The sequence below is a fragment of the Microbacterium aquimaris genome, from assembly GCF_039531285.1.
GTDB lineage: Bacteria > Actinomycetota > Actinomycetes > Actinomycetales > Microbacteriaceae > Microbacterium > Microbacterium aquimaris.
Window position 1 is genome coordinate 1 of sequence record NZ_BAAAPT010000002.1, and the last position, 14,636, is coordinate 14,636.

The following is a 14,636-nucleotide window of genomic DNA, read 5'->3' on the forward strand; positions in this document are numbered from 1 at the left end:
GCCGGACTTCCCTTACCGGAAATGGCCACCCAACGCAGGGTGGCCATTTCCGCGTTAACAGCCCTTTTCCGAGTCGAATCGCTGGAGGACACGCATGGGCTTGTTCGGACATTCCGCCGCCCGCACCCCGCTGGACGGGGTGGACACGGTTCTGACCGATCTCGACGGCGTCGTGTACGCCGGGGCGGGGGCGATGCCCCACGCGGTCGAGGCCCTGAACCGCGCTGCGGTCGGACGTCGCCTGGGTTACATCACGAACAACGCGTCACGCACGGACGTCTCGGTGGCCGACCATCTCGGGCGACTCGGCCTGGCCGCCGAGCCGTCGGATGTGGTCACCAGTCCGCAGGCGGCTGTGCGTCTTCTCGGAACCCTCGTGCCGGTCGGCGCGACGATTCTGGTCGTCGGGGGGGACGGACTTGTCTCCGAGCTGCAGAAGGGGGGCTTCACCGTCACCCGCAGTGCACAGGACGCCCCCGCGGCCGTGGTGCAGGGTTTCTCGCCGGAGGTCGGCTGGGCACACCTGGCCGAGGCCGCCTACGCGCTGGCGACACCGATCGAGGACGGCGGTATCCCCTGGATCGCCACGAACACCGACTGGACCATCCCGCAGGCTCGGGGCATCGCGCCGGGCAACGGCACCCTCGTATCCGCCGTCCACACCGCGGTGGGCCGCCTCGCGACCGTCGCCGGCAAGCCCGAGGTCCCGATCTTCGAAGAAGCCGTCGCCCGCTTCGGCTCGACGTCGCCGTTGTTCCTCGGTGACCGCCTCGACACGGACATCCTCGGAGCGAACCGCGCGGGTATCGCCTCTGCCCTCGTGCTCACCGGAATCGATCGCCCCAAGCACGTCCTGGCGGCACCGTCGGGTTCACAGCCCTCCTATGTCCTCTCCGACCTCCGCGAACTCCACGAGCCGTACCCGGAGGTCATCCGCAAGGACGGGGTGGTCCGCGTACGCGACGCGCGTGTGCGCATCGAAGGCGCCGACGTCCGGATCCTCAACGAGGGCTCCTCGCAGATCGACCTGCTCCGCGCCGGGGCGCAGGCGATCTGGGACACCGGGCGTCAGATCTTCGGGTTCCGGGTTCCGGAGAAGCTGTACGCCGATCCGTTCCACCGTCCCTGAGGCACGTAGCATGAGGGGATGGACAGCTCGCCGATCCCCGCACCACCGACCGGCCCTGCCCCCTCGTCGCGCGCGGAGGATTCCGCCGGTTCGCACGACCTCGACCTGGTGTCGCGTCTCGAGGTCATCGAGGCCCAGCCTCTGGCCGGTCGTGCTGACGCGTACGCGTCGCTCCACGACGAATTGGCCGCTCGGTTGGACGCCGACGTGACCGGTCGCGCCGCGCGCTCATGACCGTTCGGCTCGATGCGGCGTTGGCCGCCCGCGGTCTGGCGCGTTCGCGCACCCATGCCGCCGGCCTCATCGGCGACGGCCTTGTGAGCGTGGACGGGGCCATCGTGGTCAAGCCCTCGACGCGTGTGGCGGAGTCCTCCGATCTGACGGTCGCCGGAGCCGATCACTACGTCAGTCGCGCCGCGCACAAGCTCATCGCCGGCCTCGATACATTCGACGTCGACGTCCGTGATCGCTGCGCGTTGGACATGGGGGCCTCGACCGGCGGATTCACCCAGGTGCTGCGAGAGCGGGGCGCCGCGCCCGTGATCGCGGTCGACGTCGGACACGGTCAGCTCGATCCGCTGGTCGCCGCCGACAACGCGGTCACGAGCATCGAAGGCTACAACGTGCGCTTCATGGATGCGGACGGGCTCCGCGCGGCGTGCGGGGTCGATGCCCGACCGGCGGTGGTCACGGGGGATCTCTCCTTCATTTCGCTGTCGCTGGTCCTCCCCGCCGTCGCGGCGACGATCGCCGAGGGTGGGGACGCGGTGCTTCTGGTCAAGCCCCAGTTCGAGGTGGGGCGCACCGCCGTACGCGGGGGCCTCGTGACCGACCCGGCCCTGCGCGCCGAAGCCGTCGGCGACGTGTTGTGGAACGCCTGGGACCACGGCTTCGGCACACTCGGGGTCATCGCGTCCCCGCTGACGGGCACACACGGCAACGCCGAGTTCCTCATCCACCTCGCGCCGGATCGGGGTACCAATCCGACAGAATGGCTGCACACGATCTCCGAGCTGACGGGAGCCCGATGACCGAGTCCGAGCGGTACATCCTCGTCGTCGTGCGCGGCGGGGAGGACACACGCGACGCGGCCGAGAGCGTGATCACGGCCCTTCGCGGCGCCGGGGCCATCCCGGTCCTGGCGGACGTCGACGCCGAAGAGATCTGTGCGGCGCGGCCCGGCGTGGACGGCCTGGCGATCCTCGGCCGGGACGTACAGGTCCCGCAGATCGAACTCGCCGTCGTCCTCGGCGGTGACGGCAGCATTCTGCGTGCGGCCGAGCTGGTGCGCGGCGGCACCGCGCCGGTGCTCGGTGTCAATCTCGGACACGTCGGGTTCCTCGCCGAGAGTGAGCGCGACGACATGGACGAGGCGGTCCGTCGCGTGATCTCCCGCGAGTACGAGGTCGAAGAGCGTCTCGCGCTACAGGTGCGCATCAAGGACCGCGCCGACACCGTCGTCTACGAGACCTGGGCGTTGAACGAGGCGACCGTCGAGAAGGCCGCCCGCGAGCGCATGCTCGAGGTCGCGATCGAGGTTGACGGTCGTCCACTGTCGGCGTTCGGTTGCGACGGTGTCGTCGTCTCGACGCCGACGGGCTCGACGGCGTACAACTTCTCCGCCGGAGGCCCGGTCATCTGGCCGACCGTGCAGGCGATCGCCGTCGTGCCGTTGTCCGCGCACGCGCTGTTCGCGAAGCCGCTTGTCGTGGGGCCGGATCAGGCCGTCGCGATCGAACTCATCGAAGGGACCGACGGCAGCGGCGTGCTGTGGTGCGACGGACGACGTTCCCACGATCTGCCGCCCGGCGCCCGTGTCGTGGTGCGGCGGGCCGCCGCACCGGTGCGTCTGGCGCGACTGCACCGGTCGGCGTTCACCGATCGGCTCGTGCGCAAGTTCCGCTTGCCGGTCGAGGGATGGCGGGGCCCGGGGACCAGACCCACCACCGCCACGGTTCGCACGTCACCACCCGAGGGGGAGGGGCATCCGTGATCGAGGAGATGCGCCTGCGAGATCTCGGGGTCATCGCCGAAGCCACCCTTCCCATGGGGCCCGGCTTCACCGCCATCACCGGGGAGACAGGTGCCGGCAAGACCATGGTCGTGACCGGCCTGGGCCTGCTCCTGGGACAGCGTGCCGATTCCGGAGCCGTGCGCGCAGGTGCCGGGCAGGCCTCGGTGGACGGCGTCTGGATCGTGCCGGATTCCGGTCCGGTCGTCGACCGCGTGCGCGACGCCGGGGGAGATGTCGAGGCGATCGGCGACGGTCGGGCGGAACTGTTCGTCGGGCGTTCGGTCTCACGTGAGGGGCGGGGCCGTGCGTCCGTCGGTGGTCGCGCCGCCCCCGCAGGCGTGCTCGCGGACCTCGCCGCGGACCTCGTCGTCGTCCACGGGCAGTCCGACCAATTGCGGCTGCGCTCCGCGGCCGCCCAGCGGGACGCGCTCGACCGCTTCGGAGGCGACGCGATCGCCACTGCGCTGGCCGTGTATCGGGCGGCGTTCGAACGTTGGCGTGCCCTCGATGCCGAGCTGGCGTCACTCACCGGCGACCGCGAGAGCCGTGCTGCCGAGGCCGAGCGCCTGCGCGCGGAGATCGCCGAGATCGAACAGGCGGCCCCGCAGCCGGGGGAGGACGCCGAGCTGGCGGCTCGCGCGGATCGCCTGGCGAACATCGAAGAGCTCAGGATGGCTGCCGCGACCGCGCACGAGGCCTTGTCGGGCGAGTCGGAGGCCCCGGATGCCACCACGCTCCTGGCCGAGGCGCGCCGCGCGCTCGAGCGCACCGGCGACCGCGACCCGGATCTGGAGGCGTTCGGTGAGCAGATCGCCGAGATCGGATACCGGGTCACCGACCTGGCCACCGGGATCGCGGCATACCTCGCCGACCTCGACGAGTCGGGCCCGCACGAGCTGGCCGCCGTGGAGGAGCGTCGCGCGGTGCTCGGGTCACTCATCCGCGCCCACGGCACGCTCGAGGCCGCGATCGGCCTGCTCGAGACCGGGTCGAACCGCCTGGCCGAACTCGACGACGACGACGACCGCCTGGAGCGTCTCGTCGCGGAGCGCGACGACGCCGCGACCGCGCTCGACCGTGCCGCCGCCGACCTCACCGCCGCGCGCACCGCCGCGGCGACCCGCCTGGGCGAGGCGGTGTCGGCGGAGTTGCGCGAACTGGCCATGCCCGACGCATCGGTGACCGTCGAGGTGTCCGATGCCCCACCCTCGCTCGCCGGGCGTGACGAGGTGCAGATCCTGCTGTCCGCGCACCCCGGAGCTCAGCCGCGCCCAGTCGCGCGGGGCGCATCCGGAGGCGAGCTCAGCCGGGTGATGCTCGCCATCGAGGTCGTCATCTCGGCGACCGACCCTGTTCCCACATTCGTGTTCGACGAGGTCGACGCCGGTATCGGCGGAGCCGCCGCGATCGAGGTCGGCCGCCGCCTGGCGCGCCTCGCGCGGTCCTCGCAGGTGATCGCGGTCACCCACCTCGCCCAGGTGGCGGCGTTCGCCACCAACCATCTCTCGGTCGTCAAAGCCAGCGACGGTTCGGTCACCGCCTCGAGCGTGCGGCGCTTGAACGGCGCCGAGCGTGAGGCCGAGATGGCACGGCTGCTGTCGGGCATGCCCGACAGCGACGCCGCCCTGACACATGCCCGCGAGCTGCTCGAGCTCGGCACCGTTCTCGACTGATAGGATCGAAGCCCGTGACGCAGACTCCCGCCGACGGACTTTCCCCCCACGACACGACGAAGCACATCTTCGTGACAGGCGGTGTCGTCTCCTCCCTGGGTAAGGGCCTCACGGCGGCGAGCCTCGGAAACCTTCTCACCGCGCGCGGTCTGCGGGTGGTCATGCAGAAGCTCGACCCGTATCTGAACGTCGACCCGGGGACGATGAACCCGTTCCAGCACGGCGAGGTCTTCGTGACCGACGACGGTGCCGAGACCGACCTCGACATCGGGCACTACGAGCGTTTCCTGGGCATCCAGCTCAGCCAGGCGGCCAACGTCACCACCGGTCAGGTGTACTCCCAGGTGATCGCCCGGGAGCGTCGCGGAGAGTACCTCGGAGACACGGTGCAGGTGATCCCGCACATCAGCGACGAGATCAAGCGCCGCATGCGCCTGCAGGCCGATGAGACCCCGAAGCCGGATGTCATCATCACCGAGATCGGCGGAACGGTCGGCGACATCGAGTCGCAGCCGTTCATCGAGGCCGCTCGTCAGATCCGTCACGAACTCGGTCGCGGCAACGTGTTCTTCGTGCACGTCTCGTTGGTGCCTTACATGGGTGCGTCGGGGGAGCAGAAGACCAAGCCGACCCAGCACTCTGTGGCGGCGTTGCGTTCGATCGGGATCCAGCCGGATGCGCTCGTGCTGCGCAGCGACCGCCCGGTCACCGACGCGAACAAGCGCAAGATCGCGCTCATGTGCGACGTAGACGAGGACGCGGTGGTCAACGCCGTCGACGTGCCCAGCATCTACGACATCCCCTCGATGTTGCACGATCAGAACCTCGACTCGTACATCGTGCGCGCCCTCGACCTGGACCGCGCCGCGGAGGTCGACTGGTCGCGCTGGGAGCGGGTGCTCCAGGCGGTGCACAACCCCAAGCACGAGGTGACGATCGGCCTGGTCGGCAAGTACATCGACCTCCCCGACGCCTACCTGTCGGTCACCGAGGCGGTCAAGGCCGGCGGATTCGCCCACGAGACCCACGTGAGCATCACCTGGATCCCCTCCGACCTGTGCGAGACACCCGAGGGGGCCGCGAAGGCGCTCGGCGGACTCGACGGAATCGTCGTCCCCGGAGGGTTCGGTATCCGCGGCATCGAGGGCAAACTCGGTGCGTTGCGCTTCGCCCGCGAGCAGGGCATCCCGACCCTCGGTATCTGCCTCGGTCTGCAGTGCATGGTCATCGAATACGCGCGCAACGTCGCCGGCATCGAGGGCGCCTCGTCGAGTGAGTTCGACCCGGACACCCCCGCTCCCGTCATCGCGACCATGGCCGAGCAGGTCGACATCATCGACCGCGGTGACCTCGGCGGCACGATGCGTCTGGGGTTGTATCCGGCCGACCTCGGTACCGGTTCGCTCGCGGCGGAGGTCTACGGCGCGGATCGGATCGAGGAGCGTCACCGGCACCGTTACGAGGTCAACAACGCCTATCGCGACGCGATCGCGACGGCGGGGTTGAGTTTCTCGGGCCTGTCCCCGGACCGCAACCTGGTCGAGTTCGTCGAGCTTCCCCGCGACGTGCACCCCTACTACATCGCCACGCAGGCCCACCCGGAGCTGCGCTCTCGTCCGACCGATCCGCACCCGCTTTTCCGAGGTCTGATCGGCGCCGCCCTGGACCGTCACCGTTCGAGTGAGCTGTTCGATGTCGAAGACGAGTGAGTCGCTGAGGGACGAGCCGGTCGAGGTCGACGTCGTCGAGACCGAACTGGTCTACTCCGGTCATGTCTGGGATGTGCGCAGCGACACCTTCCGCTACGGCGAGGGGGAGATCATCCGGCAGTACGTCGACCACCCCGGCGCGGCCGCGGTGGTCGCCGTGGACGACCAGGACCGCGTGCTGCTGATCCAGCAGTACCGGCACCCGATCCGGCATCGGGACTGGGAGATCCCGGCCGGTCTGCTCGACGTCGAGGGTGAAGCCCCGCTCGAGACCGCACGGCGTGAGCTCGCCGAGGAGGTCGACCTCGAAGCGGACCGGTGGGACGACCTGGTGAGCATCTTCACGACCCCCGGCGGCAACGACGAGGTCGTGCACGTCTTCCTCGCCCGCGGACTGTCGCCGGTGGGTGTCGCGCACGCGCGGGAAGAGGAGGAGGCCGACATCCGTCAGGAGTGGATGCCCCTGTCCGAGGCCGTGGACGGCGTGCTGACCGGACGTTTCCGCAACGGCATCCTCGCCGTCGGGGTCCTCGCCGCGTCGCACCGCCTCCGCGAGGGCGTGGCGAAGGACTGACGTGCGCGTCGAACGTGCCGTCGACGCCTACCTGCGCCACGTCACCGTGGAGCGGGGCCTGTCGGAGAACACGCTCGGCGCCTATCGCCGTGATCTGGCGGTCTACGCCGCGTGGCTGGACGCGCGGGGGATCGGCGACACCGCGGAGGTGACCCAGGAGACCGTCGCGGCGTTCATCGCCGACCGGGCCGGACAGGACCCACCGCCGGCGTCCAGTTCGCTCGCGCGGATGCAGTCGTCGGTGCGCGGTTGGCACCGGTTCCTCGTCCGCGAAGAGATCGAACTCGCCGACCCTGCGGCGCGGCTCAGGCCGCCGAAGGCACCCCGGCGCCTTCCCAAGGCGTTGACGGTCGCGCAGGTCGAAGCGTTGCTGGACGCATCCGGTCCCGCTCCGGCCGAGGCGGTGCCCGGGGAGGAGATCGGGCTGCGCGACCGGGCCCTGCTCGAATTGCTGTACGCGACCGGCGCCCGGGTCTCCGAGATCGTGCACCTCGACGTCGACGACGTCGCCCACGGCGACGTCCTCCGCGTGCGGGGCAAGGGATCGAAGGAGCGCATCGTGCCGGTCGGGTCGTACGCGCAGGCCGCCGTCGCCGCATACCTCACCCGCGCGCGTCCGGAGCTTTCCCGACGTGGACGGGCCACACCGCGCCTGTTCCTCGGCGCCCGCGGCGCGCCGCTGTCGCGTCAGAGCGCATGGCTCGTGTTGCAACAGGCGGCCGAGCGGGCATCCCTGGCCGCCCATGTCTCCCCGCACACGCTGCGCCACTCGTTCGCCACACATCTGCTCCAGGGCGGAGCCGACGTGCGCGTGGTCCAGGAGCTGCTCGGGCACGCGTCGGTCGCGACGACGCAGATCTACACGCACGTCAGCGTCGATGCGCTACGGGACGTGTACGCGACATCGCATCCGCGCGCGCGGTGACCCGCGGGTCAACCGGGCGTCCGGCCCGGGGACGACTAGAATCGGTGCACGTTATGGCGAAGGCAGGAGAGTCGGTGGCGGCAACCAAACGCGGCGAGACGAAGGCGTCCGGTGACGGGACGGTCCTCGGTCCGACCGGGCGTCCCTATCGTGGATTCGCCACACCGCCCGTCCTCGACGGCCACGGCCCGGCGCGCATCGTGTCGCTGTGCAACCAGAAGGGCGGCGTGGGCAAGACCACGACCACCATCAATCTCGCCGCCGCGCTCGCGAGCTACGGACGCAAGGTGCTCGCGGTCGACTTCGACCCGCAGGGCGCGCTGTCGGCCGGTCTGGGCATCCAGACCCACGACATCCCGACGATCTACGACCTGCTGTTGAACACGAAGCGCGACCCCCGCGAGGTCATCGTGCCCACCCGGGTCGAGGGGCTCGACATCATCCCCGCGAACATCGACCTGTCGGCTGCGGAGGTGCACCTGGTCAACGAGGTCGCCCGCGAGCAGATCCTCGCGCAGGTGTTGCGGAAGGTCTCGAAGGACTACGACGTCATCCTCGTTGACTGTCAGCCCTCGCTGGGCCTGCTCACCGTCAACGCGTTGACCGCCAGCCACGGTGTGATCATCCCCCTGGAGTGCGAGTTCTTCGCGTTGCGCGGTGTCGCCCTCCTGATCGAGACGATCGACAAGGTGCGCGACCGTCTGAACCCGACCATCACGCTCGACGGCGTGCTGGCCACCATGTACGACCCGCGCACGCTGCACTCCCGGGAAGTGCTGGAGCGCGTCGTCGACGCGTTCGGAGACGACGTGCTCGAGACCGTGATCGGTCGCACGGTGAAGTTCCCCGACGCGTCGGTGTCGGGGATGCCGATCACGGAGTTCGCGCCCGAGCACTCGGCCGCCCAGGCCTACCTGCGCCTGGCACGAGAGCTGGTCGACCGTGGCGCCGTCGCCTGAGCATCACGAAGGAACCCCCGCGGCATCGGCCGACGCCCCGGTCACCGCGATCGAAGACGTCGGTGACGGTTTCCGCGTCTCGCTCGGCGTCTTCGACGGCCCGTTCGACCTGTTGCTGCAACTGATCTCCCAGCATGAGCTGGACATCACCGAGGTCTCGCTCAGCCGGGTCACCGACGAATTCATCGGGTACCTGAAGGATCTCGGTCCGGACGAGCTCGACGAGGCGTCGGAGTTCCTCGTCGTGGCGGCGACCCTGCTCGACATGAAGGTCGCCGGGCTGCTCCCGCAGGGGGAACTGGTCGACGCGGAGGCCGTCGCGCTGCTGGAGGCCCGGGACTTGCTGTTCGCCCGTCTGCTGCAATACCGCGCCTTCAAGGAGGTCTCGACCTGGTTCGAGCGGTCGTTGCGACGCGAGGACAAGCGTCACACCCGGTCGGTCAAGCTCGAGGACAAGCACCGGTCGGCCGTCCCCGACCTCGTGTGGACGCTCAGCGCCGACGACTTCGCCGCCTTGGCGATGATGGCCTTCGCCCCGAAGGAGATCCCGCTGGTCGGCGTCGACCACCTCCATGCGCCCCTGGTGAGCATCCGCGAGCAGGCGGCGGTGGTGGTGACGCTGCTGCGGGACGCGGGCACCCTGAATTTCCGCGACCTCGTCTCGGGCATCACCCAGACCGGGGTCATCGTCGCCCGGTTCCTCTCGGTGCTCGAGCTGTACCGCCACGCTGCGTTGTCGTTCGAACAGCTCGAGCCCCTCGGGGAGCTCACGCTGCGTTGGACGGCGTCACGCTGGTCCGACGAGAATCTCGCCACGTTGGGAGCCGACTATGACCGATGAGAACGACACCGCCGAACCGCCCGCGCGCCCACAGGACGCCGCGTCGGTCATCCGCCGCGTCGAGGCGATCCTGCTGGTGGTCGACGAGCCGCAGAGCCTGGTCAGCCTGGCCACCGCCGTGGGGAGCCCGGTGCCCGCGGTGCGCCAAGCCGTGGAGTCACTCGTCGCCGATTACGACGGCGAGACGGGCGGTCCCCGGCGCGGCTTCGAGCTGCGGGAGGTGGGGGGCGGCTGGCGGCTGTATGTCCGCGAGGAGCATGACGACCTCGTCCGCGAGTACGTCAGCGGGCAGGCCCCGTCCCGACTCTCGCAGGCGGCGCTGGAGACGCTCGCCGTGATCGCCTACAAGCAGCCCATCACGCGCAGCCAGATCGCCTCGATCCGGGCCGTGAACGTGGATTCCGTGGTGCGGACCCTCCTCGGGCGTGGACTCATCACCGAACTGTTCGCCGACCCCGACACCGGAGCGTTGAACTACGGGACCACCGATGCGCTCCTGGTGAACCTCGGCATCAACTCCCTCGATGAGCTGCCGCCGATCTCACCGCTGCTCGACGACGGGTCGACCGGATTCGATGCGGAGATCATCCGATGAACGATCAGGCCCCCGAGGGCGTCCGCCTGCAGAAGGTGCTCGCGCAGGCCGGCGTCGCCTCCCGCCGTGTGTCGGAGGAGTTGATCGTCGCCGGTCGTGTGCGCGTGAACGGCTCGGTCGTCACCGAGCTCGGCACCCGCATCGACCCTGAGAACGACCTCGTCGATGTCGACGGCACCGCGGTGCAACTGGATGCCACGAAGCGATACGTCATGCTCAACAAGCCGCGCGGCGTCGTCAGCTCGATGCGCGATGATCGCGGGCGTCCCGACCTGCGCCGCTACACCGAGCGGTTCGAGGAGCGCCTGTTCAACGTGGGCCGCCTCGACGCCGACACGAGCGGGCTGCTCGTCCTGACCAACGACGGGGAGCTGGCGCACGTGCTCGCCCACCCGTCGTTCGGGGTGACGAAGGTGTACATCGCCAAGGTGACCGGTCGCGTGAGCGCGCAGACGGTGGCCGCTCTGACCCGGGGGATCGAGCTGGAAGACGGACCGATCGCGGCAGACAAGGCGCGCATCCTGTCGGCGAGTGCGGAGGGCGGCGGTTCGCTCGTCGAGCTCACGCTGCACTCGGGACGCAACCGCATCGTGCGCCGCATGATGGATGCCGTCGGCCACCCCGTCGAAGAGCTGGTGCGCCGCCAATTCGGTCCGCTCCACCTGGGTACCCTCCCAGCCGGGAAGACCCGCGAATTGACTACAGTGGAGCGGGGTGCGCTGCTGACTCTCTCTCGCGGCGGCCCGTCCACCCCCTCCCCGGAGAACCCGTGACCGACGCCTTCGATCTGCCACGCGCCGGCGGCACCGACCGCCTGTCTGCGCGCTCTTCGGGGACGGTGCGCATCGTGGGTGCGGGGCTGCTGGGCGCGAGCATCGGACACGCCCTCGTCGCGCTCGGTGTCGACGTGGTGCTCGAAGACACCTCGCCCGCGCAGTTGCGACTGGCCATCGACTACGGTGCCGGCCGGGCGGCGCGCGAGGACGACACGCCGTCCCTCGTGGTCGTCTCCGTGCCTCCGGATGTCACCGCCGATGTGATCGCCGCCGAACTCGCACGTTTCCCGGAGGCGGTGGTCACCGACGTCGCGAGCGTCAAGCTCGAACCGTTGCGTACGCTGCGCCAGCGCGGCGTCGACCTCACCCGCTACATCGGCTCGCACCCGCTGGCCGGCCGCGAGCGCGGGGGAGCGATCTCCGCGCGCGCCGACATCTTCGTCGGTCGCCCGTGGGTGGTCTGTCGCGACGGCGAGACCCGGGCGTCGGACCTCGCCGTCGTGGAGGGGCTGATCCTCGACCTCGGTGCCACCCCGATCGAGATGTCCCCGGAGGAGCACGACCGATCCGTCGCGCTCGTTTCACACGTACCGCAACTGGTCGCGAGCCTGCTGGCGGGAAGATTCGTCGACGCCCCCGACGGGTCGTTGCGGCTGGCCGGCCAAGGCGTGCGCGACACCACCCGCATCGCGGCGTCGGCTCCGGAGCTGTGGGTGCAGATCCTCGGAGCGAACGCGGCGCCGGTGGTCGACGTGCTCGACGGTCTCGCGGCAGACCTCACCACGGTGGCGGACGCCCTCCGCGACCCCGAAGCGACCGGCGCCCGACGCGCCGTGGCCGACACGATCCGACGAGGCAACGACGGTGTCGAACGTCTCCCCGGCAAGCACGGCCAGAACCGTCGATTCGAAACGGTCGTCGTCATGGTCGACGACCGTGCCGGGCAGCTCGGAAAGCTGTTCGGCGACCTCGGCGACCTCGACGTCAACGTCGAGGACCTTCGCCTCGAACACTCCCCGGGCGCCCTGTTCGGTCTCGCCGAGATCAGCGTCGCCCCGGGCGTCGTGCGTCGCTGCGTCGACGGATTGCAGGACCGCGGCTGGAAGATAGCGAGTACAAGCAATGACTGACCTGTCCACCCCCGCAGACGCCACGGCGGCCGCGCAGACCCCTCCGGTGACGGTCGTCGCGATCGACGGCCCCGCCGGCAGCGGAAAATCGAGCGTGTCGAAGGAGGCCGCCCGCCGCCTCGGCTTCGGCTACCTCGACACCGGCGCCGCCTACCGGGCGCTCGCGTGGCACGCCGTCGAGCGTGGCGTCGACACCTCCGACTCCGCCGCCGTCCTCGACGCGACCGGCGACTTCGACTACGCCATCTCCCTCGACCCCGACCATTACTGGGTGCGCGTGGGTGAGGCCGATGTGACCGAGGCGATCCGGGAGATCCGCGTGACCGAGGCGGTCAGCGGCGTGGCACGGGTGCCCGCCGTGCGCCAGTCGATCAACGCCATGTTCCGGGCGATGGTCGCCGGCTCCGGTCGCCCCGGGGTCGTCGTCGAGGGGCGCGACATCACCACCGTCGTCGCCCCGGACGCCCCGGTGCGCATCCTGTTGACCGCCGCGCCCGAGGTGCGCGCCGCGCGCCGCAGCGCCGAGATCAGCGGCCACGATGCGACCGCCGTCGCCGATGCGTTGCGTCGCCGCGACACCGCCGATTCGAAGGTCGTCGACTTCCTCACCGCCGCCGAGGGCGTGACGGTGGTCGACTCGACCGAGCTCGATTTCGAGCAGACCGTCGACGCCGTCCTCGGCGTCATCGCCGAGGGAGGGGTGCGCTGATGGGTACCGAAGAGGAATACGACGCCGGACCCGACAACCTCGAGGAGACGCTCGCCGACATGGACGAGCAGCTCGCCGATCAGCGGGCCACGGCGTTGCGTGCATCGTTGCAGGACTACGACCTCGACGACGAAGACGCCGTCTTGCTGGAAGGTGTCGGCGTCGGCGAAGACGGCATCGAATACCTGCCGGCGCTGCCGGTCGTGGCGATCGTGGGGCGTCCGAACGTCGGCAAGTCTGCGCTCGTGAACCGCATCCTCGGTCGACGGGAGGCGGTGGTCGAGGACACGCCCGGTGTCACCCGCGACCGCGTCACCTACAAGGCCGAGTGGCTCGATCGACGATTCTCGCTCGTCGACACCGGGGGGTGGGAGCCGGATGCCCGCGGCATCGACGCTTCCGTCGCCGCGCAGGCGGAGGTTGCGATCGACCTGTCCGACGTGGTGCTCTTCGTCGTCGACGCGATGGTGGGCGCCACCGCCACCGACGAGCACGTCGTGAAGCTGCTGCGCAAGAGCGGCAAACCCGTCTTCCTCGTCGCCAACAAGATCGACGACGCCCGTCAGGAGCCCGAGGCCGCGGCCCTGTGGAATCTGGGTCTCGGCGAGCCGCACCCGGTGTCGGCGATCCACGGTCGCGGTGTCGCCGACCTTCTCGACGAGGTCATGAAGGTGCTGCCGACGGTCTCCGCGGTCGCTTCCGCCGAGATCGGTGGGCCGCGTCGTGTGGCGATCCTCGGGCGCCCGAACGTCGGCAAGTCGTCGTTGCTGAACAAGGCGGCCGGCGAAGAGCGCGTCGTCGTCAACGAGCTCGCCGGTACCACTCGCGATCCGGTGGACGAGATCGTCGAGCTCGGCGGCAAGATGTGGCGCCTGGTCGACACGGCCGGCATCCGTCGTCGTGTGCATCTCTCGCAGGGTGCCGATTTCTACGCGTCGCTGCGGACCTCCGCAGCGTTGGAGAAGGCGGAGGTCGCGGTCGTCGTGATCGACGTGACCCAGCCGATCAGCGTGCAGGACCTCAACATCATCGACCTCGTGCTCGAGTCGGGCCGCGCCCTTGTGATCGCGTACAACAAGTGGGACCGCCTCAACGACGACGACATGGACGGTCAGGACCGTCGGCGCTTCCTGGAGCGGGAGATCGAGCGGGATCTCGCGCACGTGGCGTGGGCGCCTCGCGTGAACATCTCCGCCAAGACCGGACGGCACCTCGACAAGCTGGTCCCGGCACTCGAGACCGCGCTCTCCTCGTGGGATCAGCGCATCCCGACCGGCAAATTCAACGCGTTCCTTTCGGAGCTGGTCGCCGAGCACCCGCACCCGTTGCGGGGCGGGAAGCAGCCGCGCATCCTGTTCGGTACCCAGGCGGCGAGCCGCCCGCCGACATTCGTGCTGTTCACGACCGGGTTCCTCGACCCGGGCTACCGCCGGTTCATCCAGCGTCGCCTGCGCGAGATCTATGGCTTCGAGGGTTCGCCCATCGTGCTGAACATGCGCATCCGCGAGCGTCGCCAGCGCTCCTGACCCCCGGGGGATGTCCCACTTTCGGTTGCTCGGACGGCTCTATCCGACGCGAAATGGGACATGGTGCGCGGGGGCG

Annotated in this window: 15 protein-coding genes; all 15 read left to right on the plus strand. The window is 69.9% G+C overall.

Annotated features, from left to right (window positions below; translation table 11 throughout):
* Nucleotides 1-94: 94 nt before the first annotated feature.
* Genes ABD204_RS09435 through der form a run of 15 tightly spaced genes read left to right on the plus strand, consistent with a single transcriptional unit; the run spans nucleotide 95 to nucleotide 14,560 of the window.
* On the plus strand, nucleotides 95-1,129 hold the full coding sequence (locus ABD204_RS09435) for an HAD-IIA family hydrolase (protein ID WP_194425568.1): 1,035 nt from the start codon (nucleotides 95-97) through the stop codon (nucleotides 1,127-1,129).
* An 18-nt stretch (nucleotides 1,130-1,147) separates the two neighbouring features.
* Nucleotides 1,148-1,363, plus strand: coding sequence for a hypothetical protein (locus ABD204_RS09440; protein ID WP_194425569.1), 216 nt, complete (start codon nucleotides 1,148-1,150; stop codon nucleotides 1,361-1,363).
* Complete coding sequence (locus tag ABD204_RS09445; protein ID WP_194425567.1) at nucleotides 1,360-2,160, plus strand: TlyA family RNA methyltransferase; 801 nt, start codon at nucleotides 1,360-1,362, stop codon at nucleotides 2,158-2,160. The genes ABD204_RS09440 and ABD204_RS09445 overlap by 4 nt, the downstream gene beginning before the upstream one ends.
* Entirely contained in the window at nucleotides 2,157-3,122 is a 966-nt protein-coding gene (locus tag ABD204_RS09450; protein WP_194425566.1) for an NAD kinase, read from the plus strand. The genes ABD204_RS09445 and ABD204_RS09450 overlap by 4 nt, the downstream gene beginning before the upstream one ends.
* Nucleotides 3,119-4,816 (plus strand): DNA repair protein RecN, encoded by a 1,698-nt coding sequence (gene recN / locus ABD204_RS09455; protein ID WP_194425565.1) that lies wholly within the window; start codon nucleotides 3,119-3,121, stop codon nucleotides 4,814-4,816. The genes ABD204_RS09450 and recN overlap by 4 nt, the downstream gene beginning before the upstream one ends.
* A gap of 14 nt (nucleotides 4,817-4,830) precedes the next feature.
* Nucleotides 4,831-6,525, plus strand: a complete 1,695-nt coding sequence (gene pyrG / locus ABD204_RS09460; RefSeq protein WP_194425564.1) for a CTP synthase — start codon at nucleotides 4,831-4,833, stop codon at nucleotides 6,523-6,525.
* Nucleotides 6,509-7,099, plus strand: a complete 591-nt coding sequence (locus ABD204_RS09465) for an NUDIX domain-containing protein (RefSeq protein ID WP_194425563.1) — start codon at nucleotides 6,509-6,511, stop codon at nucleotides 7,097-7,099. The genes pyrG and ABD204_RS09465 overlap by 17 nt, the downstream gene beginning before the upstream one ends.
* 1 nt (nucleotide 7,100) lies before the next feature.
* Entirely contained in the window at nucleotides 7,101-8,024 is a 924-nt protein-coding gene (xerD, locus tag ABD204_RS09470) for a site-specific tyrosine recombinase XerD (protein WP_322597639.1), read from the plus strand.
* 53 nt (nucleotides 8,025-8,077) lie between these two features.
* The gene (locus tag ABD204_RS09475; protein WP_206697564.1) at nucleotides 8,078-8,983 is read left to right on the plus strand and encodes a ParA family protein; all 906 of its coding nucleotides are present in this window, start codon (nucleotides 8,078-8,080) and stop codon (nucleotides 8,981-8,983) included.
* Nucleotides 8,967-9,824, plus strand: a complete 858-nt coding sequence (locus ABD204_RS09480) for a segregation and condensation protein A (protein ID WP_194425395.1) — start codon at nucleotides 8,967-8,969, stop codon at nucleotides 9,822-9,824. The genes ABD204_RS09475 and ABD204_RS09480 overlap by 17 nt, the downstream gene beginning before the upstream one ends.
* Entirely contained in the window at nucleotides 9,814-10,419 is a 606-nt protein-coding gene (gene scpB, locus ABD204_RS09485) for an SMC-Scp complex subunit ScpB (RefSeq protein WP_194425394.1), read from the plus strand. Before ABD204_RS09480 ends, scpB begins: the two co-directional genes overlap by 11 nt.
* A complete protein-coding gene (locus ABD204_RS09490; RefSeq protein WP_194425393.1) occupies nucleotides 10,416-11,192 on the plus strand; it encodes a pseudouridine synthase in 777 nt (258 codons plus the stop codon). Before scpB ends, ABD204_RS09490 begins: the two co-directional genes overlap by 4 nt.
* Nucleotides 11,189-12,325, plus strand: coding sequence for a prephenate dehydrogenase (locus ABD204_RS09495; protein ID WP_322597638.1), 1,137 nt, complete (start codon nucleotides 11,189-11,191; stop codon nucleotides 12,323-12,325). The genes ABD204_RS09490 and ABD204_RS09495 overlap by 4 nt, the downstream gene beginning before the upstream one ends.
* On the plus strand, nucleotides 12,318-13,034 hold the full coding sequence (gene cmk, locus ABD204_RS09500) for a (d)CMP kinase (protein ID WP_194425392.1): 717 nt from the start codon (nucleotides 12,318-12,320) through the stop codon (nucleotides 13,032-13,034). Before ABD204_RS09495 ends, cmk begins: the two co-directional genes overlap by 8 nt.
* Nucleotides 13,034-14,560 (plus strand): ribosome biogenesis GTPase Der, encoded by a 1,527-nt coding sequence (gene der / locus ABD204_RS09505; RefSeq protein ID WP_194425391.1) that lies wholly within the window; start codon nucleotides 13,034-13,036, stop codon nucleotides 14,558-14,560. Before cmk ends, der begins: the two co-directional genes overlap by 1 nt.
* Nucleotides 14,561-14,636 lie beyond the last annotated feature (76 nt).

Excerpts from the sequence above, each read along its gene's own strand:
- der (WP_194425391.1), top strand. The coding sequence starts at position 13,034 with ATGGGTACCGAAGAGGAATACGACGCCGGACCCGACAACCTCGAGGAG.
- scpB (WP_194425394.1), top strand. The coding sequence starts at position 9,814 with ATGACCGATGAGAACGACACCGCCGAACCGCCCGCGCGCCCACAGGAC.
- ABD204_RS09475 (WP_206697564.1), top strand. The coding sequence starts at position 8,078 with ATGGCGAAGGCAGGAGAGTCGGTGGCGGCAACCAAACGCGGCGAGACG.
- ABD204_RS09440 (WP_194425569.1), top strand. The coding sequence starts at position 1,148 with ATGGACAGCTCGCCGATCCCCGCACCACCGACCGGCCCTGCCCCCTCG.
- ABD204_RS09465 (WP_194425563.1), top strand. The coding sequence starts at position 6,509 with ATGTCGAAGACGAGTGAGTCGCTGAGGGACGAGCCGGTCGAGGTCGAC.
- ABD204_RS09490 (WP_194425393.1), top strand. The coding sequence starts at position 10,416 with ATGAACGATCAGGCCCCCGAGGGCGTCCGCCTGCAGAAGGTGCTCGCG.
- ABD204_RS09450 (WP_194425566.1), top strand. The coding sequence starts at position 2,157 with ATGACCGAGTCCGAGCGGTACATCCTCGTCGTCGTGCGCGGCGGGGAG.
- ABD204_RS09445 (WP_194425567.1), top strand. The coding sequence starts at position 1,360 with ATGACCGTTCGGCTCGATGCGGCGTTGGCCGCCCGCGGTCTGGCGCGT.
- cmk (WP_194425392.1), top strand. The coding sequence starts at position 12,318 with ATGACTGACCTGTCCACCCCCGCAGACGCCACGGCGGCCGCGCAGACC.
- ABD204_RS09435 (WP_194425568.1), top strand. The coding sequence starts at position 95 with ATGGGCTTGTTCGGACATTCCGCCGCCCGCACCCCGCTGGACGGGGTG.